20 protein-coding genes and 1 pseudogene are annotated in these 17902 nt (G+C 64.4%); 16 read left to right on the forward strand and 5 right to left on the reverse strand.

Features of this window, described 5'->3' with window-relative positions:
- Nucleotides 1-21: 21 nt before the first annotated feature.
- From NKJ40_RS22260 to NKJ40_RS22295, 8 genes and pseudogenes are all read left to right on the forward strand, one after another.
- Entirely contained in the window at nt 22-474 is a 453-nt protein-coding gene (locus tag NKJ40_RS22260; protein ID WP_352467908.1) for an OmpA family protein, read from the forward strand.
- Entirely contained in the window at nt 431-1225 is a 795-nt protein-coding gene (locus NKJ40_RS22265) for a tetratricopeptide repeat protein (RefSeq protein ID WP_352467909.1), read from the forward strand. The genes NKJ40_RS22260 and NKJ40_RS22265 overlap by 44 nt, the downstream gene beginning before the upstream one ends.
- 273 nt (nt 1226-1498) lie before the next feature.
- Nucleotides 1499-2506 (forward strand): aldo/keto reductase, encoded by a 1008-nt coding sequence (locus tag NKJ40_RS22270; RefSeq protein WP_352467910.1) that lies wholly within the window; start codon nt 1499-1501, stop codon nt 2504-2506.
- Between the two features lie 229 nt (nt 2507-2735).
- On the forward strand, nt 2736-3686 hold the full coding sequence (locus NKJ40_RS22275) for a substrate-binding domain-containing protein (RefSeq protein WP_352467966.1): 951 nt from the start codon (nt 2736-2738) through the stop codon (nt 3684-3686).
- A gap of 213 nt (nt 3687-3899) precedes the next feature.
- The gene (locus NKJ40_RS22280; protein ID WP_352467911.1) at nt 3900-5471 is read left to right on the forward strand and encodes a sugar ABC transporter ATP-binding protein; all 1572 of its coding nucleotides are present in this window, start codon (nt 3900-3902) and stop codon (nt 5469-5471) included.
- The gene (locus NKJ40_RS22285; RefSeq protein WP_352467912.1) at nt 5468-6484 is read left to right on the forward strand and encodes an ABC transporter permease; all 1017 of its coding nucleotides are present in this window, start codon (nt 5468-5470) and stop codon (nt 6482-6484) included. Before NKJ40_RS22280 ends, NKJ40_RS22285 begins: the two co-directional genes overlap by 4 nt.
- A gap of 297 nt (nt 6485-6781) precedes the next feature.
- Nucleotides 6782-7228: pseudogene (locus NKJ40_RS22290) on the forward strand (endonuclease domain-containing protein).
- 12 nt (nt 7229-7240) lie between these two features.
- Nucleotides 7241-7738 carry a GNAT family N-acetyltransferase gene (locus NKJ40_RS22295; RefSeq protein ID WP_352467913.1) on the forward strand — a complete coding sequence of 166 codons (498 nt, stop codon included), beginning with the start codon at nt 7241-7243 and terminating at the stop codon, nt 7736-7738.
- 63 nt (nt 7739-7801) lie between these two features.
- Here the strand turns inward: NKJ40_RS22295 and NKJ40_RS22300 are convergent, their stop codons facing one another.
- From NKJ40_RS22300 to NKJ40_RS22310, 3 genes are all read right to left on the reverse strand, one after another.
- Nucleotides 7802-8017 (reverse strand): hypothetical protein, encoded by a 216-nt coding sequence (locus tag NKJ40_RS22300; protein WP_352467914.1) that lies wholly within the window; start codon nt 8015-8017, stop codon nt 7802-7804.
- A 104-nt stretch (nt 8018-8121) separates the two neighbouring features.
- Nucleotides 8122-9753 carry a chaperonin GroEL gene (gene groL, locus NKJ40_RS22305; protein ID WP_352467916.1) on the reverse strand — a complete coding sequence of 544 codons (1632 nt, stop codon included), beginning with the start codon at nt 9751-9753 and terminating at the stop codon, nt 8122-8124.
- 59 nt (nt 9754-9812) lie between these two features.
- A complete protein-coding gene (locus tag NKJ40_RS22310) occupies nt 9813-10127 on the reverse strand; it encodes a co-chaperone GroES (protein ID WP_352467917.1) in 315 nt (104 codons plus the stop codon).
- 350 nt (nt 10128-10477) lie between these two features.
- Between NKJ40_RS22310 and NKJ40_RS22315 the strand changes: the two genes are divergently transcribed.
- The gene (locus NKJ40_RS22315; protein ID WP_023718102.1) at nt 10478-10747 is read left to right on the forward strand and encodes an usg protein; all 270 of its coding nucleotides are present in this window, start codon (nt 10478-10480) and stop codon (nt 10745-10747) included.
- A gap of 85 nt (nt 10748-10832) precedes the next feature.
- On the opposite strand, the gene NKJ40_RS22320 is transcribed toward NKJ40_RS22315, so the two are convergent.
- On the reverse strand, nt 10833-11126 hold the full coding sequence (locus NKJ40_RS22320) for a DUF982 domain-containing protein (protein WP_352467918.1): 294 nt from the start codon (nt 11124-11126) through the stop codon (nt 10833-10835).
- Nucleotides 11127-11260: 134 nt separating this feature from the next.
- Entirely contained in the window at nt 11261-11473 is a 213-nt protein-coding gene (locus NKJ40_RS22325) for a hypothetical protein (RefSeq protein ID WP_292664633.1), read from the reverse strand.
- A 352-nt stretch (nt 11474-11825) separates the two neighbouring features.
- Here NKJ40_RS22325 and NKJ40_RS22330 point away from each other — a divergent pair, with 352 nt between their 5' ends.
- From NKJ40_RS22330 to NKJ40_RS22360, 7 genes are all read left to right on the forward strand, one after another.
- Nucleotides 11826-12302 (forward strand): Hsp20 family protein, encoded by a 477-nt coding sequence (locus NKJ40_RS22330; protein WP_352467919.1) that lies wholly within the window; start codon nt 11826-11828, stop codon nt 12300-12302.
- 29 nt (nt 12303-12331) lie between these two features.
- Nucleotides 12332-12853, forward strand: a complete 522-nt coding sequence (locus NKJ40_RS22335; protein WP_352467920.1) for an Hsp20/alpha crystallin family protein — start codon at nt 12332-12334, stop codon at nt 12851-12853.
- Nucleotides 12854-12920: 67 nt separating this feature from the next.
- Entirely contained in the window at nt 12921-13601 is a 681-nt protein-coding gene (locus NKJ40_RS22340) for a hypothetical protein (RefSeq protein ID WP_352467921.1), read from the forward strand.
- A 110-nt stretch (nt 13602-13711) separates the two neighbouring features.
- Entirely contained in the window at nt 13712-14314 is a 603-nt protein-coding gene (locus NKJ40_RS22345) for a CDP-alcohol phosphatidyltransferase family protein (protein ID WP_352467922.1), read from the forward strand.
- A gap of 26 nt (nt 14315-14340) precedes the next feature.
- Nucleotides 14341-16128, forward strand: a complete 1788-nt coding sequence (locus NKJ40_RS22350) for a bifunctional alpha/beta hydrolase/class I SAM-dependent methyltransferase (RefSeq protein ID WP_352467923.1) — start codon at nt 14341-14343, stop codon at nt 16126-16128.
- Nucleotides 16129-16130: 2 nt separating this feature from the next.
- Nucleotides 16131-17471: a phosphatase PAP2/dual specificity phosphatase family protein gene (locus tag NKJ40_RS22355; RefSeq protein ID WP_352467924.1), complete on the forward strand. Its 1341-nt coding sequence runs from the start codon at nt 16131-16133 to the stop codon at nt 17469-17471.
- A complete protein-coding gene (locus NKJ40_RS22360) occupies nt 17468-17896 on the forward strand; it encodes a hypothetical protein (protein ID WP_352467925.1) in 429 nt (142 codons plus the stop codon). Before NKJ40_RS22355 ends, NKJ40_RS22360 begins: the two co-directional genes overlap by 4 nt.
- Nucleotides 17897-17902 lie beyond the last annotated feature (6 nt).

The following is a 17902-nucleotide window of genomic DNA, read 5'->3' on the forward strand; positions in this document are numbered from 1 at the left end:
AGCGCAAAACAGGAGTCTGATATGAACCTCAGTTGCTTTGTTCGCCATCTCGCCTTTATTGTCCTGCTGGGAAGCACATCTGCTTTCGCGCAAACAGATCCGCCTTCGCCCGCGACGCCGGAAAGCGCGAAACCACAAAGTGGACCGGCCCCATTGGTCATCCATTTCGGCACCGGCAGCAGCACAATTCTTCCCAAGGACAGAGAAGTCCTCGATCAAGCGTCTCGCGCCTTCAACGAGGGCAAGCCGCAAGTCATGATCGTTACTGGCAGTGCCGATCGTGCCGGAACACCAGCGCAGAACCTCTTGCTTTCTCAGCGCAGGGCGACAGCGGTGCTGAAAGCTTTGCTCGATCGCGGACTTCCGGTCGACCGGTTCCAGGTCCTGGCGAAAGGCGAAACAGAACTCGCGGTTCCGACCGAAGAGGGTATTGCCGAACCTGAAAACCGTCGTGTCGAGATCACCTGGCGCTAACGCCGTGCGCCGCTTCGTGACCGCGGCCAGTCTATTGCTCGCGTTCGCACAGTCGGTGACGCCGGCTAGCGCCGAGGATCCGAGTGCTTTGTTTCGCGAGGCACTGCGACAAGACTTGATGGGCGGGCCGACAGGTGCTCGGCTCGCCTTCGACATGTACCGCCGTGCTGCAGAAGCGGGTCTGCCCGAAGCACAATTCAATGTTGCCATCATGCTTGACAGCGGCCGCGGCGTGTCCCCGGATATGGCGCAAGCCGCCACATGGTACGCGCGTGCGGCCTCTCATGGCATTCGAAGAGCGGCATATAATCTCGGCCAGCTTTACGAGGCAGGGCAAGGCGTTCCGCAAAACGTCGATCTCGCCCGTGCGTGGTTCAAAGCATCCGGTCTCCCGGCTGCTCGCGCGCGCCTGACTGCCATTCGCTCTGGTGGCGCAAAGGCCGCGACGCTTTCCGCTCCAATACTCATCGCGCCTAGATATGGCGAGTTGATTGGCTCCAGCGCAAATAGTGTCGAGCTAGTGTGGACGGCACGCCAGCAACCAGAGGGAGTGCGCTTCTTCGTGGAGTTGCTAGCACTTGTGCCATCTGGTTCAAGTGAAATCTATTCCGGCTTTGTCGATATTTCGAGCCTGAACGTGGCTCTCTCAAGTCATAAGGGAGCCTTCGCATGGCGCGTGCTCGCCGTGGCACGAAGGGGTGGCCGCTACGCTGCCAGCGATTGGTCTTATATGCGCACTGCTGCCAACTGATGGTCTGATTTACGGCGGCCGACTTCGCCAACACCTTCATCGTTCGTGGCCCGCCATCCACGGGTGGTCCGAAGCTAGCTGCTTCTGGCCTTTCCGGCCCGGACCACCCGCCCCCTTGCGTCCTTCCCAAGACAGCGGACACTGTAAGCGCATCGATGCGGCGCACTTTGACCTGGATCAAATGGCCGGTCAGCCATCGGCTGTGGAAACCGACCCGGCGCGCTATATTGAACCTGACGGTTTGGAACGCGATGCTTACCCGGAGAACTTCACATGACATTGACAAAGCGCAGACTCGGCAGCCAAGGGCTGCAAGTCTCGGCAATTGGTCTCGGCTGCATGGGCATGAGCCAGTCATACGGTCCGGCCGACGAGGCGGAGTCGATCGCCACGCTGCACCGCGCCATCGAGCTCGGCTGCACGTTTTTCGACACGGCGGAGGTCTATGGGCCGCTCGCCAACGAGGAACTGCTCGGCCGCGCGCTGAAGGGCCGGCGCGATGCGGTGACGATCGCCACAAAGTTCGGCTTCCGCATCGAAAACGGCAAGCAGATCGGCACCGAGCGCGACAGCCGGCCCGAGCATATCCGCGAGGCTGTCGAGGGCTCGCTCAGCCGGCTCGCCACCGACCATATCGACCTTTTGTACCAACACCGCGTCGATCCGGCCGTGCCGATCGAAGACGTGGCGGGTGCTGTCGGCGAGCTGATCGCTGAGGGCAAGGTCCGCTTCTTCGGCCTGTCGGAAGCCGGTGCCGCCAACATCCGCCGGGCACATGCGGCGCATCCGGTATCGGCGGTGCAGAGCGAATATTCGCTGTGGGAGCGCAACCTGGAGCCGGAAATCATTCCGCTGCTGAAGCAGCTCGGCATTGGCCTGGTGCCGTTCTCGCCGCTCGGTCGCGGCTTCCTCACCGGCGACGTCAGGCGCGCCGAAGACTATCCGCAGGGCGATTACCGGCGCGGCGATCCGCGCTACCAGGGCGCCAACTATGACGCCAACATGCAGGCGGCAGCCACCGTGCTCGACATTGCCGCGGCGAAGCGCGTCAAGCCGGGCCAGATCGCGCTGGCCTGGCTGCTCCACAAGGGGAGCGGCTTCGGCATCGACATCGTGCCGATCCCCGGCACCAAGCGCAGAAAATACCTCGAGGAGAACGTCGCCGCGGCTTCGATCAGGCTCGACGCCGCCGAGATGCAGGTGCTCGACGACGCGCTGGCGCCCGGCAAGGTCGCCGGTCCGCGCTACGGCGAGCGCACCATGGTGATGATCGATCGGTAGGTCTTGCCTTCTCCCGTTCTTGCGCAAAGCTCCGGCCTTGGCTAGCATCCGCCGGCCGGCATCGAGCGGAGGAGAACGTCGCGGTGGACCGGCTGGAGCGCCGTTGCGTCCCTTCAAACACGAGTTGGGCGCTCAAAGGACACTCCATTTTTGAATCGACGCAAGGAACCTTCCGGAAAACCCATTCCGGTTTCGGGGTCGTGCGCTTATCTGGGAGGAGACTAAATTGATCAACAGACGTGAATTCCTGCTGTCGTCCGCGGCGATGGGCGCCTTGGCGCTGGCCGCTCCGCAACTGGCTTTTGCCCAGGACAAGCTGACCATCCTTGGTTCGGTGCCGAGCCTCGGCTTTCCGTTCTTCGTGCACATGCTGAACCAGATCAAGGCGGAAGCCCAGGCGCAGGGCGTCAACCTGATCGAGAGCGACGGCCAGAACTCGGCGCCCAAGCAGACCGCCGATATCGAGGCGGCACTCGTGCAGAAGGTCAACGCCATCGTCATCTCGCCGCTCGACGTCAACGCGCTGGCCCCAGCTATCGAGGAAGCGGTGAAGGCCGGCGTTCCCGTCGTCACCATCGACCGCCGCGTCGAGGGCGTCGAAGGCATCCTCGCCCATGTCGGCGCCGACAATGTCAAGGGCGGCGAGGCCGAAGCACAGGCCATGGTGGCGGCGTTCCCGAACGGCGCCAAGATCTTCCATCTGCAGGGTCAGCCCGGCGCCGGTCCGGCGATCGACCGCAACAAGGGTGTGCACAACGTCCTCGATCCGATGAAGGATAAGTACCAAATCATCTTCGAGCAGACCGCCAACTTCGCCCGCGCCGAGGCGCTGTCCGTCACCGAGGCCGGCCTTGCCGCCAACGGCAAGCCCGACGCGATCATCTGCGCCAATGACGACATGGCGCTCGGCGCGGTCGAAGCCTGCGCGGCGCGCAACTTCACCGACGTCAAGATCTACGGCTTCGACGCGCTTCCCGAAGCGCTGGTCGCCGTGCGCGACGGCAAGCTGGCCGGCACGGTCGAGCAATTCCCCGGCGAGCAGTCGCGTACCGCGGTGCAGATCGCGGTCGCCTACGCCAGGGACAAGACCGAGCCGAAGGAAAAGCTGGTGCTTTTGACGCCGATCGTCATCGGCAAGGACAATCTCGACAAGGCGGAAAGGCTGGGCGAGACGAAGTAGGCGAAGCCGGCGGGACAGCACCCCCCTCTGGCCTGCCGGCCATCTCCCCCGCAAGTGGGGAGATTGGCAGCTTCATTGGCCTCGCCTCTTCTGCAAGATCGAAAATTGGCTAAAGCCGGCGTGACATCCGATCTCCCCCTTGCGGGGGAGATGTCCAGCAGGACAGAGGGGGGGTGTTCAAGCGCGGCGTGAATTGCATCGAAGGAGCATCCTTTGCCAGCCGAAGCCTTGGAGCCATCACCCTCTCCCGCCCTCCTCATCGTCGAGGGTGTGACCAAGCGCTTTGCCGGCGTCACCGCGCTGAACGACGTTTCGCTCGAAGTCCGCCCCGGCGAGATACTCGGCCTGCTCGGCGAGAACGGCGCCGGCAAATCGACGCTGCTCAAGATCCTGTCCGGCGTGATGCCGCCGTCCAGCGGCCGCATCGTCTTCGATGGGGTCGAATTCAGCCCGCACAATCCGCAGGATGCCAAGCGCCACGGCATCGTAACAATCTACCAGGAACTGAGCCTGATCCCGACGCTGACCGTGGCGGAGAATATCTTCATCGGCCGCGCGCCGCTCGGCCGGTTCGGGCTGGTCAGCTGGCGGAAGATGGAGGAAGATTCGCGCGCGATCATCGCTCGCGTCGGCCTCGACCTCGACCCGGCGACGCCGGTGTCGGCGCTGTCGGTGGCCGAGCAGCAGCTGGTCGAGATCGCCCGCGCGCTGTCGCTGAAGAGCCGCTTGATCATCATGGACGAGCCGACCTCGGCGCTGACCGAAACCGAAGTGCACAGGCTGATGTCGATCATGGGCCGGCTGCGCAAGGACGGCGTCGCCATCATGTTCGTCACCCACCGGCTGGAAGAGGCATCGGCGATCTGCGACCGCATGACGGTGCTGCGCGACGGCAGGCTGGCCGGCCATCTCGACCGCGAAGGCGGGCCGATCAAGCTGCCGAAGATCATCGAGAAGATGGTCGGCCGTGCCGCTTCCGAGCTCTATGCCAGGCCGACCCAGCGCGATGTCGCCGGCGACGTCCGGCTCTCGGTGCGCGGCCTGCGCACGGTGCGCGATCCGCAGGCGCCGCACGCCATCGTGCTCGAAGGCGTCGATCTCGACCTCAAGGCCGGCGAAATCCTCGGCGTCGCCGGGCTCGTCGGCTCCGGCCGCACCGAGCTCGCCCGCGCCATCTTCGGTGCCGACCGCATTGCCGCCGGCACCATCAGGCTCGACGGCAGGCCGATCGCGCCGGCCTCACCCGCCGATGCCATCGAGCTCGGCATCGGCCTGGTGCCGGAGGACCGCAAGCACCAGGCAATCTTCGCCGCACTCGCCATCCTCACCAATTTCTCGATCGCCGCGCTCGACCGCTACTCCAATGTCGGCTTCATGGCCGAGCGGCGCGAGCGCGAGGCGTTGGCGAACTACAGGAAGACGCTGTCGATCCGCATGGCCTCGCCCGAGCAGGCGATCGAGGGACTGTCCGGCGGCAACCAGCAGAAGGTCATCCTTGCCCGCTGGCTGGCGCGCGACCCCAAAGTGCTGATCGTGGATGAACCGACGCGTGGTGTCGATGTCGGCGCCAAGGCTGAGGTGCACCAGATCCTGGTGGAGCTCGCGGCGCGCGGCATCGCCATCATGATGATCTCGTCGGAACTGCCCGAAGTGCTTGCGGTGTCGGACAGGATCGTCACCATGCGGCGCGGGCGCATCACCGGCGAGATGCCCGGCATCGAGGCGACCGAGGAGAAACTGATGGAACTGATGGCGCTCGACCAGAAGCAGGAAGCAACGCAATGACCAGCACGACCGAACGGAGCCAGCGCGGCGGCGTCAATATTGCGCGCCTGCTGATGAGCTTCGGCCCACTGATGTTCCTGGCGTTGCTGATCGTCGTCTTCACCGTGCTGAAGCCGAGCTTCATCGACCCGATCAACCTGTTCAACATCATGCGCCAGATTTCGATCACCGGGCTGATCGCGCTCGGCATGACCTTCGTCATCCTGACCGCCGGTATCGACCTGTCGGTCGGCTCGCTGCTCGCCTTCTGTGGCATGGTCGCGGCCGTGGTAGCCAAAGGCGGCACCGCCAACACGCTGTCGCTGTCGACAACGGGCACGCAAGGCTATGGCTGGTTCGCCGCCCTTCTCGCCGCCGTCGTCGTCGGCGCCGTGGCCGGCGGCGCCCAGGGCTTTGCCATCACCAGGCTGAAAGTGCCGCCCTTCGTCGTCACGCTCGGCGGCCTCACCGTGTTTCGCGGCCTGACGCTGACAATCTCCAATGGCGGTCCGATCTCCGGCTTCGACGCCTCGATGCGCTGGTTCGGTACCGGCCTGATCGGCCCGGTGCCGGTGCCGGCGATCATCTTCGCGATTGCCGCAATCCTGTGCCACATCGTGCTGCGCTACACGCGCTACGGTCGCGCCGTCTACGCCGTCGGCGGCAATGCCGAGGCCGCGCGGCTCTCCGGCCTGCGGGTCGACCGCATCCTGATCTCGGTCTACATCATCGTCGGCTTCTTCGCCGGCCTTGCCGCCTTCGTTTTGTCGGCGCGGCTCAACTCCTCCGAAGCCGTCGCCGGCATCGGCTACGAGCTGACGGTGATCTCGGCGGTCGTCATCGGCGGCACCTCGCTGTTCGGCGGCATCGGCAGCGTCGGCGGCACGGTGGTCGGTGCAGGACTGATCGGCGTCTTGCAGAACGGGCTGCAGTTCAACAACGTCTCGTCCTACACGCAAAGCATCGTCATCGGCCTGATCCTCATCCTCGCCGTGGCCTTCGACCGCTGGCTGAAATCGCGGGTAAGGCGGTGATGGTGGAGGAGCGACGATTTTCGCTGCAAGGCAGCAGGAGGTTGGCGAAAGCGCTGGCAACAGCCAATCTCCCCCCTTGCGGGGGAGATGTCCGGCAGGACAGAGGGGGGTGGGAAGGATCGCCAACGTCTCAATGTGAGCCGCTTCCAAGCCCATTCCAGCAGGAGGATTAGACTGCAAATGGCTGACAAGCTGGCGGGACAGCACCCCCCCTCTGCCCTGCCGGGCATCTCCCCCGCAAGGGGGGAGATCGGCGGTCACCCATGACTTCGCCAATCACGAAGACAGGGGCGCCTAGTGGGGCACGATCTCGTTCCGTCACGCCAGCGCAAGAATGCAAAATCCATGCGTCGCGTGATGACCGACTCCGAGCTGAAACTGTGGAATGAGCTTCGCGCGCATCGGCTGATGGATTTGAGCTTTCGCCGGCAGGTGCCGATTGGGCCCTACATTGTGGATTTTGCCTGTCCGACGCACGGCCTCGTCGTCGAGGTCGATGGCAGCCAGCACGCCGACGCTGAGCACACCGAGCGGGATAGGATACGCAGCGCCTATTTGGAGAGCAGCGGCTAGACTATCCTGCGCTTCTGGAACGACGACGTCATTCGCGATATCGACAATGTCTGCCAGCATATAGTGATGGTGGCCGGCGCGGATGCGCGCTGGACTCGGCCGTGCATGGTCGGCGGGACGGCACCCCTCTGTCCTGCCGGACATCTCCGCTCAAAAGGGGCAGGTTTCTGAGGCGAGGTGCCAATGACCCAGATAAGAACCATGACCGAACAGGACGTGCCGAAGGTGTCGCGGCTCCTTGGAGAGTCCTGGCGATACACCTATTCGCCCATCCTGGGTGCCGAGACCACGGCACGGCTTTCGGATGAGAAGCACGCGCCGGAGCGGCTGGCGGCCGAGCTCAGGAACGACAACAAGATGTCCTTCGTCGCCGAGCGGGCTGACGGCTCGCTCGCCGGCTACGCGATGGCGGCGATGGACGACAAGGGCGAGGTCATGCTCGAGCGGCTCCATATCGACAAAGGCGAGTACGGCACCGGCCTTGCCGCCGACCTGCTGCTCGCCGTTCTTGCCGCGCATGCGGGTATTCCCAGCATCGCACTGGAAGTGATCGAGGGCAACGACCGCGCAATCGCCTTCTATCGCAAGCACGGCTTCGAAGTGGTCGAGCGCAGGGAGGCCGCGCATGGCGTGGAAGGCCGCGCCTCGCTGATCATGCGCCGGCTGCTGCCGATGGCTTAGAGCGCTGTCGGCGAAGCTGCCAATCGCCCCACTAGAGCAGGCAATCGCGCATCCGCGCCGCGATCATTTGCGCTCCTCCATGCCGGCTCCCACGCGTTGAGCCGCCAGAAACATCAGCGTGTAGGCCGCCTTGCGGCGATCCCAGCCGGCCGACGCAGCCATATCCAGCAAGCCGTCGACCAAAGGCGCCAGCGCCGCCCTGCAATCGGTTTCATAGTTGAAATCGTTCTTCGGGCGGGTCGGCGCCGCGATCTTTCCAAAACTGTCCGTCATATCCATGGCAACACCTGCTCAGCATCAGTTCCCGGACCGGCAAAACCGTGCCCGCCTTTGGCGGACACGGTCCATCTGCCGTTTCGAAATCGCGCTTTGGAAGCCTGACCTTAGAAGTCCATGCCGCCACCGCCGGGCATCGGAGGCATGGGCGTTTCCTTCTTCGGCTTCTCGGCCACCATCGCCTCGGTCGTCACCAGCAGGCCGGCAACAGAGGCGGCACCCTGCAGCGCAGTGCGCACGACCTTGGCCGGATCGATGACGCCCTGCCCGTACAGGTCGCCGAACTCGTTGGTCTGGGCGTTCCAGCCATAGCCGAAGTCGGTCGTCTCGCGCAGCTTGCCGACGATGATCGAACCTTCCGCACCGGCGTTCTCGGCGATCTGGCGCACCGGCGCTTCGATGGCGCGACGCACGATGTCGACACCGGTCTTCTGATCGGGATTGTCGACGACGACGTTATCGAGCGCCTTCGCCGCCCTCAGCAGCGCCACGCCGCCGCCGGGCAGGATACCCTCCTCGACCGCCGCGCGTGTGGCGTGCATGGCGTCGTCGACGCGATCCTTGCGCTCCCTGACCTCGATCTCGGTCGAGCCGCCGACGCGGATGACTGCGACACCGCCGGCGAGCTTGGCCAGCCGCTCCTGCAGCTTCTCGCGGTCGTAGTCGGAGGTGGTTTCCTCGATCTGCGCCTTGATCTGGCTGATGCGCGCCTGGATTTCATCCTTGCGGCCGGCACCGTTGACGATGGTGGTGTTCTCCTTCTCGATCAGCACCTTCTTGGCGCGGCCGAGCATCTCTAGTGTGACGTTCTCGAGCTTGATGCCGAGGTCTTCCGAGATCGCCGTGCCGCCGGTCAGGATGGCAATGTCTTCGAGCATGGCCTTGCGGCGATCACCGAAGCCCGGCGCCTTGACGGCCGCAACCTTCAGGCCGCCGCGCAATTTGTTGACGACCAGCGTCGCCAGCGCCTCGCCTTCGACGTCCTCGGCGATGATCAACAGCGGCTTGCCGGATTGCACCGCGGCTTCGAGCACAGGAAGCATGGCCTGCAGGTTGGACAGCTTCTTCTCGTGGATCAGCACATAAGGTTCTTCGAGTTCGACGCGCATCTTATCCTGGTTGGTGATGAAATAGGGGGAGAGATAGCCACGGTCGAACTGCATGCCTTCGACCACTTCCAACTCAGTCTCAGCGGTCTTGGCTTCCTCGACAGTGATGACACCCTCATTGCCAACCCTTTCCATCGCCTCTGCGAGGAAGCGGCCGATCTCGGCATCGCCATTGGCAGAGATGGCGCCGACCTGAGCGATTTCGTCGTTCCTGGTCACCTTGCGGGCATTGGATTTCAGGTCGGCGACGACGGCGTCGACCGCCTTGTCGATGCCGCGCTTCAAATCCATCGGGTTCATGCCGGCAGCGACCGCCTTGGCCCCTTCCCTGACAATGGCCTGAGCAAGAATCGTCGCGGTCGTGGTGCCATCGCCTGCGGTGTCGCTGGTCTTCGAGGCGACCTCGCGCACCATCTGCGCGCCCATATTCTCGAACTTGTCCTCCAGCTCGATTTCTTTGGCGACAGTCACGCCGTCCTTGGTGATGCGCGGGGCGCCGAACGACCTATCGAAGACGACATTGCGGCCCTTGGGACCGAGCGTTACCTTCACCGCATTGGCGAGAATATCGACGCCGCGCAGCATTTTCTCGCGGGCTTCGGTATGAAATTTCACATCTTTGGCAGCCATTGGATCACTCCTTCGAATAGGCAGCTTTTCGTTGACTGGAATGCTTGTTCAGGCCCCGCTCAGGCGGCCCTCATCATCTCGCCGGCGCCCTCGATAACGCCCAGCACGTCGCTCTCTTTCATGATGAGCAGATCCTCGCCATTGAGCTTGATCTCGGTGCCGGACCATTTGCCGAACAGGATACGGTCGCCGACCTTGACGTCGAGCGGCTGCAACTGGCCGCTGTCGTCGCGCGCGCCCGGACCGGCCGCAATGACCTCGCCCTCCTGCGGCTTCTCCTTGGCGGTGTCGGGGATGATGATGCCGCCGGCGGTCTTCTCGTCGACCTCGATGCGGCGGACCAGGATGCGGTCGTGCAATGGACGGAACGTCATATCGTTCTCCTCTCGGGACAAACAGATTTTCGAACATCCTCCTGACCGGACCGGCAATAATCGGCCCGGCACGGGGTGCGCGACCCCTTCATCAGCCATCGCGCGCATACGAACTAGTCGCGCCTTTTTCAGCTTTCAAGAGGATCGCGCAAAAATTTTAGCACTCGACACCTGAGAGTGCCAATGCGCTGTAATTGCTCGCACATCCGCCGTTGCCAGCGCGATGACGCTTGAAATTTTAGCGGGATTTCCAAAATCGGTCCGTTACCGGAGCCGCTCGCGGCGAGCTGGAACCTATGTGGAAGGCGAGGCGTTTTGCAGACTGAGGTTCATTGAAAAGGACAGCTCGCATGACCAGCAGGGACTTTCAGCTCCAGATGCAAGGGTTTGGCCTCACCACGGCGGAGATCCACTACCGCCTGCCCGATCATCGGAGCCTGCTGCAGCTCTACATCTGGCAGGAATACGATATTGCCCCCGATTTCCCGACGCTGAAGCATTTCCTCGATTTCTGGGAGCGCGAGATCGAAGGCCCGCTGCATTCGGTGCGCGTCGCCCATCATCACCTGATCCAGCCCTCCGAATGGCGGGCCGTAAACGGCATTATCACCGTCCACTGAGGAGCAAGCCAATCTGCCGCTAGACAGCAGACAAAGCTCCGAGGTGGGGGAAAGGCAGCTGCCTCTCCCCCACTTGTTTTGGATCTCACGATATCGGACGGGGTCCGGGCCAGCCGGCGTGGTCGACAGGCTTGCGGGCCGATGCGAGCAATCCGGCCTTGCGCGCCGCCCTGACGAAGGCCTTGCGCGCATCACGCGCGGTACGCCAACCGTCGAGCGCGTCGCGGCAGGTCCGATAGGCGGCGCGCCAACTCCGGCCGCGTGCACGGTCCGCCCACTGCTGGCGCATGCATTCGATGGCTTCCCAACTGCTGGCGGCCTTGCGCTCGCTGGATTGGAATTTCAACGTGATCGGCTCGGCAAAGCGGACGTCGTCCATCACTTCCTCCTTGTTTTCTGATCGTCTTCTTGTTTGAGCAAGCAACGTTATGCTGGCAGGCACCGACGGCCGGCCGGCGCCGCCGAAGGTGGTCGTCTCTTTGCGCGGTTCAAGAGCATCGCGGCAACAGCCGGTTATTCTTCCTCGTCCGGCCCTTGCAGCAGTTCGATCAGCATCGCTACTCTTGCCGTCGGCAGCGGTCGGCCCTCGTTCACCAGCGCCTCGTCGGCGGCGATCCAGGCCAGGGCCTCACGCAATTCCTGGACCGTCCCGTCCGTCGCCGCAATGTCGGCGATGACGGCGTCGTCGACCGGGCCCAGCACAGAAATGATCTCGTCGCGTGTCATGGTCAGCTCCATCTGCGAGTGCCGGGAATGGGCCCGGCAACACAAGAATCTGTGTCTTGACCTGCGGCCGACAATAACCGGCCGGGGAAGTCGGCGTTGGCGATTGAAGCCAGCGGGCAAACAGGCAATCTCCTGCCGGACATCTCTCCGCAAGCGGGGAGATTGGCAGCCTCGCCGAACCGACCGAAAAACCGGCCCGAAAAACCGGCAACGCGAAAGCCACCGGGTCTTGACTTGCGGCGGACAGTAACCAGATCGAAGGCACCGGTCGCCGAAACGGGGCCGGTGAAACCAGGGAGCGCCAGCTCTTTGGCGCTCCTCGTATCTATGTTGCTCGATGGAGGATGTAGCTATGAGAACCGCATTCGACTTTTCCCCGCTCTATCGGTCGAGCATCGGCTTCGACCGCGTCTTCAACCTGCTGGAAAATGCTCCGCAGGCTTTCGACGCCTGGCCGCCCTATGACATCGCGCGCAGCGGCGAGAGCAACTACCGCGTCACCATCGCCGTCGCTGGCTTTTCCGAGAACGACCTCGAGATAACCCACGAGCCGAACCTCCTGATCGTCTCGGGCCGGTACAAGGATCCGGATAACGCGGAGTATCTGCATCGTGGCCTCGCCGCACGGCCCTTTACCCGCCGTTTCGAGCTTGCCGATCACGTCAAGGTCGCAAGCGCCTCGCTCGACAACGGCCTGCTCAGCATCGATCTGGTACGTGAGGTACCCGAGGAGATGAAGCCGCGGCGCATCGCCATCGCGACCGACGTCGCCGCGCCGAAGACCGGGCCGAAGGTCGCGCAGGTCGAAGCAAACATGCAGGCCGCCTGAACGCACCGGTCGAGAAAGGAGACTATGCAATGGCTATTCGTGATTTCATTCCCTGGGGCCGGGAGAACAATCAGGCCCCCAGCCTGTTCCGCCACGGCGATCGCGATCCCTTCCTGGCGCTGCATCGCGAAATGAACCGCCTGTTCGACGAGGCGTTCCGCGGCTTCGACACGCGGCTGCCGTCGCTCGGTGGCCTCTCCGCTGCCCGCGCCAGCTGGCCGAGTGTCGAAATCTCCGATGGCGAAAAGGAGATCCGCGTCACCGCCGAGATTCCCGGCATGGACGAGAAGGACGTCGAGCTGCTGCTCGAGGACGGCGTGCTGACGCTGCGCGGCGAGAAGCGCGAAGAGACCGAGGACAAGGACAGGCAGTTCTCCGAACGCTTCTATGGCCGTTTCGAGCGGCGGATCCCGCTCGGCTACGAAGTCGACGAAGACAAGGTGAACGCGGCGTTCCGGAACGGCGTGCTCAGCGTAACGCTGCCGAAGACGGAGCGCGCCCAGGCCAAGGCCAAGCGTATCGCCATCAACGACGGCAACGGCAAGTCCTGATGGCTCGCAGCAGGACGACGCCCCTTCTGCCCTGCCGGTTCCGGCGGGCAGAGGGGGGCAAATGTCGATGACCCGTTCTCCCGACACTCCGGTTCCGCCTGACCAGGCGCAGCACGCCCTGCAGTGCCTGACGACCGAGCATTTCGTGCTGCAAAACGCTCGCGCCGCGACCATTCAGGAAGCGAACCAGCGAGCCGATCTGTTCCTGACCTCGGTCTCGAGCGCAACGATTGCCTTGTCCTTCGTCGCGCAGGTCACGGAGATGGGCAGGCCGTTCGTGTTGTTCAGCCTGATCTTGCTGCCTTGCCTTTTCTTCATCGGGCTGGTCACCTTCGTGCGCGCGGTGCAGGTTGCCATCGAGGACATGGTGCATGCCCGCGGCATGGCCAGGATCCGCCACTATTTCGTCGAACTGGCGCCCGTCCTGCAAAGATACCTTGTCAATTCCACGCATGACGACCCCTCGGCGGTGCTGGTCGACAAAGGTCTCAGGCCCTCGCCGCTGCAATATTTCATGACCACCGCGGGGATGGTGGGCACGATCAACGGCGCCATCGCCGGCGTCTTCGCGGGCATCGTTGCTAAGTCCGCTTTCGGCGGAGGCATGTCGCCCGGCGTGATTTGCGGGCTGGCGGTCTTCGCGACATGCATTCTCATCCTGCGGCGTTATCATAGTCGCGCCTGGGCGGCGGCCGAAGAAAGCTTGCCCGCACGGTTCCCGGGCGACAGTGGCGACAGCGAAAGCTAGCGCCGACGCAACCGGATGTCGAAAAGTGGCAGGGCGCCGCGCTTGCGTCTTGCGCGCCAATTGACCATCCTCGCCAACATCACTTTGCACCGCGGCCGGGGGGTTCGCATATGCCGACGCTTTATGCGCTGAAACCGGCCTTCCAGGCCAGGCTGCGGCCGCTTGCCGACGGCCTGGCCAGGGCGGGCATCACCGCCAACCAGATCACGCTGCTGGCCGCGGCCCTCTCGCTCGCCACCGGCCTTGTGGTGGCAGCCCTTGCCGGCCACCGCGTGGTCTTTCTGCTGATGCCGCTCGTGCTGTTTATGCGAATGGCGCTGAATGCGATCGACGGTATGCTCGCAAGGGAACATGGCCAGGCCTCGAAGCTCGGCATGTATCTCAACGAGCTCTGCGACGTTGTCTCCGATCTCGCTTTGATCCTGGCTTTTGCCGTCCTTTTTCCTGCCTGGGGCGTCGTTGCATTTGCTATCGCGGCGATGATTACGGAGTTCGCCGGCGTGCTCGGCATCGCCGCAGGAACCGGGCGCAACTATGCCGGCCCGTTCGGCAAAAGCGACCGGGCGCTGGCGCTCGGCATCCTCGCCGTGCTTATCGCGTCCGGCCTGTGGGTCCCGGCGCTCACGCCGCTCGTGTTTCCGGCCATGGCTACACTCTCGCTGGTGACCGCCATCAACCGGATACGCAGCGGCCTTAACGGGAGCGGCAGCTGAATTCCGGTCTCGCCAGGGAGAACAACATGCTTCACCAACAGACGGTTGCCGCCGTGGCTCCAGCCAACATCGAGCGGGTGGCGCATGAGCGCAGCTTCAAGAGCCATGACGGCACCGAGATCTTCTATCGCTATTGGCCGGCACTGTCGGAAAACCGCAAGGGTGCCATCCTGCTGTTCCACCGCGGCCACGAGCATGGCGGCCGCATGGCACATCTGGTCGACGAGCTCCAGATGCCCGACCACGCCTTCTATGCCTGGGACGCGCGCGGCAATGGCCGCTCCGCCGGCGAACGCGGCTATGCGCCGTCGTTTGCCGCGCTGGTGCGCGACATCGATTGTTTCGTGCGCGAGATCGGCAGTGACGGTTTTGCCCGGCGCGACATTGCGCTGATCGCGCAGTCCTTCGGCGCCGTGCTTGCCGCCGCCTGGGTGCATGACTATGCGCCCGACATTCGCGCCCTGGTGCTGGCCTCGCCGGCCTTCTCGGTCAAGCTCTACGTGCCCTTGGCCAAGCAAGGCATTGCGTTGTGGCAGAAGCTGAAGGGCCGCTTCTTCGTCAATTCCTACGTCAAGGCGAAATTCCTGACGCATGACCCCGAGCGCATCGCCTCCTTCGACGCCGACCCGCTGATCACCCGGCCAATCGCCTCCAACATCCTGGTCGAGCTCTACGATCATGCCGCGCGCATCGTCGCCGACGCCCGTGCCATCACCGTGCCGACACAGGTTCTGATCTCGGGCAGCGACTGGGTGGTGCGGCATGGACCGCAGCACGAGTTTTTCGTCAACCTGGCGAGCCCGGCCAAGGAGCGGCATGTGTTGCCCAGCTTCTTCCACGACACGCTTGGCGAGCGCGACCGCCACAAGGCACTCGACCTGATCGGGCCTTTCCTCGAAAGGCAATTCGCTGCGCCGGAAAAGCCGGTCGACCTGACCGAGGCCGACCGCGCCGGCTACACACGCGACGAGGCCGACCGGCTGGCCTCGCCGCTGCCGCTGCTGTCGCTAAGGGGCCTCTACTGGGCAATGAGCCGCGCCTCGATCCGCATGGGCGCCTGGCTGTCGTCCGGCATGAAGACGGGCATCGTCACCGGCTTCGATTCCGGCTCGACGCTCGACTATGTCTACGAGAACGAGGCGCGCGGCATCAGCCCCATGGGCCGCATGATCGACCGCACCTTTCTCGACGCCATCGGCTGGCGCGGCATCCGCCAGCGCAAGCTGCATCTGGAAGAGCTGATCGGCAGCGCCGCTGAGACGCTGAAGGCCGCCGGCCGGCCGGTCCATATCGTCGATATCGCCGCCGGCCATGGCCGCTACGTGCTCGATGCCGTGCAGAAATGCGCCGAGCCGCCGGCAAGCGTACGGCTGCAGGATTTCTCCGAGCTCAACGTCTCGCTCGGCCGCAAGCTGATCGCCGAGCGCAAGCTGCCGGCGAGCGTCTCGTTTCATCAAGGTGACGCCTTCGACGCCACGATGCTGGCCGGGCTCGACCCGGCGCCGGATCTCGCCATCGTCTCGGGGCTCTACGAATTGTTTTCCGACAATGCCATGATCGCCCGCTCGCTCGGTGGACTGGCCAGCGCCATGCAGCCCGGAAGCCTGCTCGTCTACACCAACCAGCCCTGGCATCCGCAGCTCGAGATGATCGCGCGCAGCCTGACCTCGCACCGCGGCGGCCAGGCCTGGGTGATGCGCCGCCGCACGCAGCCCGAGATGGACCAGCTGGTGGCGGCCGCCGGCTTCGAGAAGCTCGACCAGCGCATCGACCAGTGGGGCATCTTCACCGTTTCGGTCGCGCGGCGCGTCTGAACATGGACTTGCCTGCTTCTGCCTTTCCTCGCGATGCCCCTGCCCTTCCGGCCTTGCCGCGCGAGCCGTATCCCGGGATAGTCCTGCGCGCCGCACTGTGGCTGGCATTTCTGGCGCCGTTCTTCTACGCCACCTACGGCTTCGCCAATTGGCTGGCGTCGCGGCGCGACGACGTCGGCAGCATCGTCTTCGGCTGGGAGCATGGCGTCCCGTTCCTTGCCTGGACGATCGTGCCTTACTGGTCGATCAATCTGTTCTATGGCCTGTCGCTGCTGTTGAACAATTCGAAGAGCGGCGTCGACCGCCTTGCCGGCCGCTATCTGACGGCGCAGCTCGTCGCCGTCGCCTGCTTCATCCTGTTCCCGCTGACGGCGACCTTCGTGCGCCCGCAGACGAGCGGCCTGCCCGGTTTCATGTTCGCCGTACTCGGCGGCTTCGACAAACCCTTCAACCAGGCGCCGTCGCTGCACATTGCGCTGCTGGTCATCATCTGGGACCATTGGCGTCACAGATTGACCGGCATCGCCGGCGTCGCCTGGCATGTCTGGTGTTTCCTGATCGGCGCCTCGGTGCTGACGACGTGGCAGCACCATTTCATCGACATTCCGACCGGCGCGCTGCTCGGCCTTTTCGCGCTGTGGCTGTTTCCGCGCGACGGCGCGCTGCCGTTCGCCGGCTTCCGCCTGAGCGCTGACCCGAAGGCGCGGCGGCTGGCTCTGTTGTATGCGCTCGGCGCAACCCTTGCGCTGGCCGGCGCCGCTGCCGGCGCGTTGACCTCGGCGCTGTGGCTCATCCTGTTGTGGCCGGCACTGGCGCTGGCCATCGTCGCTTTCGCCTATGCCGGCGCCGGCGCCAAAGTGTTCCAGAAAACAGCCGATGGCCGCGTGTCGCTGGCCAGCCGTGTTCTGCTTTGGCCCTACCGCCTTGGCGCCAAGGCCAATGTGTGGGCATGGACGCGAAAGTTTCCGGCGCAGATCGTCATCGCCGACGGCGTTTCCCTTGGCCGTTTTCCGACCGCCGCCGAAGCCGCCTTCGGCACGGTGATCGACCTTGCCGGCGAATTGGAAAGGCCGCGTGGCGCCTCGATCCGCTGGGTGAGCCTGCCCATGGTCGACCTTTTGCCGCCGTCTCGCGAGGCGCGTGCGCAAGCGGTGGCGGCGATCGAGACGGCGCAGAGTAAGGGCACGGTGCTGGTCTGCTGTGCGCTCGGCTTCCAGCGCAGCGCTGCCGTCGTCGCCGAGTGGCTGGTCGCCAGCGGCCGGGCCGCCACGCCGGATCAGGCGCGAGGCAAGCTCGCCGCCGCGGGCCGGCCAGTGCATCTTGGCGTGGACGCGGCGACATGACCGCTTATCGTGACAGGGCCGAAGCGTTCGCCGCCGGGCTGATGGTGCAGGTGGCATGGCCGCTGCTGTTGATTGCTGCTGCCTTGCTGGCAGCGCCGGTCATCGGGCTGGCGGCTGCGCCGCAAACATCGTCGCTATCCGCGGCGGCCTGGCTGATCGCCGCCGCGGGTGCCATAGCCACAATTATTCTCTCGGCCCTGCTTTTGTTCGACGCGCTGCTGTTCCGGCTGATGGCCAGCCACGCCAGCGAGGCGGGCGGCGGTGCGGCGATCGACGACGTGCTGGCGCGCATGCGGATGAAACCCACGGCGGCCGGCGGCCGCTCGCTCGACCAGCGGATGGCCGGCACGCGCCGCCTGCTCGCCAAGCAGCGTATCGCCTTCAGCCTGTTCGCGGCGGCCTCGGTCGTCACGGCATTCTTTTGAGCCCGT

The sequence above is a fragment of the Mesorhizobium sp. M0119 genome, assembly GCF_040322615.1.
In the GTDB taxonomy this organism is placed as follows: domain Bacteria; phylum Pseudomonadota; class Alphaproteobacteria; order Rhizobiales; family Rhizobiaceae; genus Mesorhizobium.

What these genes read in the sequence shown, in the direction of transcription:
- NKJ40_RS22260 (WP_352467908.1), top strand. Translation starts at nt 22, where the DNA reads ATGAACCTCAGTTGCTTTGTTCGCCATCTCGCCTTTATTGTCCTGCTG.
- NKJ40_RS22270 (WP_352467910.1), top strand. Translation starts at nt 1,499, where the DNA reads ATGACATTGACAAAGCGCAGACTCGGCAGCCAAGGGCTGCAAGTCTCG.
- NKJ40_RS22285 (WP_352467912.1), top strand. Translation starts at nt 5,468, where the DNA reads ATGACCAGCACGACCGAACGGAGCCAGCGCGGCGGCGTCAATATTGCG.
- NKJ40_RS22295 (WP_352467913.1), top strand. Translation starts at nt 7,241, where the DNA reads ATGACCCAGATAAGAACCATGACCGAACAGGACGTGCCGAAGGTGTCG.
- NKJ40_RS22300 (WP_352467914.1), bottom strand. Translation starts at nt 8,017, where the DNA reads ATGGATATGACGGACAGTTTTGGAAAGATCGCGGCGCCGACCCGCCCG.
- groL (WP_352467916.1), bottom strand. Translation starts at nt 9,753, where the DNA reads ATGGCTGCCAAAGATGTGAAATTTCATACCGAAGCCCGCGAGAAAATG.
- NKJ40_RS22310 (WP_352467917.1), bottom strand. Translation starts at nt 10,127, where the DNA reads ATGACGTTCCGTCCATTGCACGACCGCATCCTGGTCCGCCGCATCGAG.
- NKJ40_RS22315 (WP_023718102.1), top strand. Translation starts at nt 10,478, where the DNA reads ATGACCAGCAGGGACTTTCAGCTCCAGATGCAAGGGTTTGGCCTCACC.
- NKJ40_RS22320 (WP_352467918.1), bottom strand. Translation starts at nt 11,126, where the DNA reads ATGGACGACGTCCGCTTTGCCGAGCCGATCACGTTGAAATTCCAATCC.
- NKJ40_RS22325 (WP_292664633.1), bottom strand. Translation starts at nt 11,473, where the DNA reads ATGACACGCGACGAGATCATTTCTGTGCTGGGCCCGGTCGACGACGCC.
- NKJ40_RS22330 (WP_352467919.1), top strand. Translation starts at nt 11,826, where the DNA reads ATGAGAACCGCATTCGACTTTTCCCCGCTCTATCGGTCGAGCATCGGC.
- NKJ40_RS22335 (WP_352467920.1), top strand. Translation starts at nt 12,332, where the DNA reads ATGGCTATTCGTGATTTCATTCCCTGGGGCCGGGAGAACAATCAGGCC.
- NKJ40_RS22340 (WP_352467921.1), top strand. Translation starts at nt 12,921, where the DNA reads ATGACCCGTTCTCCCGACACTCCGGTTCCGCCTGACCAGGCGCAGCAC.
- NKJ40_RS22345 (WP_352467922.1), top strand. Translation starts at nt 13,712, where the DNA reads ATGCCGACGCTTTATGCGCTGAAACCGGCCTTCCAGGCCAGGCTGCGG.
- NKJ40_RS22350 (WP_352467923.1), top strand. Translation starts at nt 14,341, where the DNA reads ATGCTTCACCAACAGACGGTTGCCGCCGTGGCTCCAGCCAACATCGAG.
- NKJ40_RS22355 (WP_352467924.1), top strand. Translation starts at nt 16,131, where the DNA reads ATGGACTTGCCTGCTTCTGCCTTTCCTCGCGATGCCCCTGCCCTTCCG.
- NKJ40_RS22360 (WP_352467925.1), top strand. Translation starts at nt 17,468, where the DNA reads ATGACCGCTTATCGTGACAGGGCCGAAGCGTTCGCCGCCGGGCTGATG.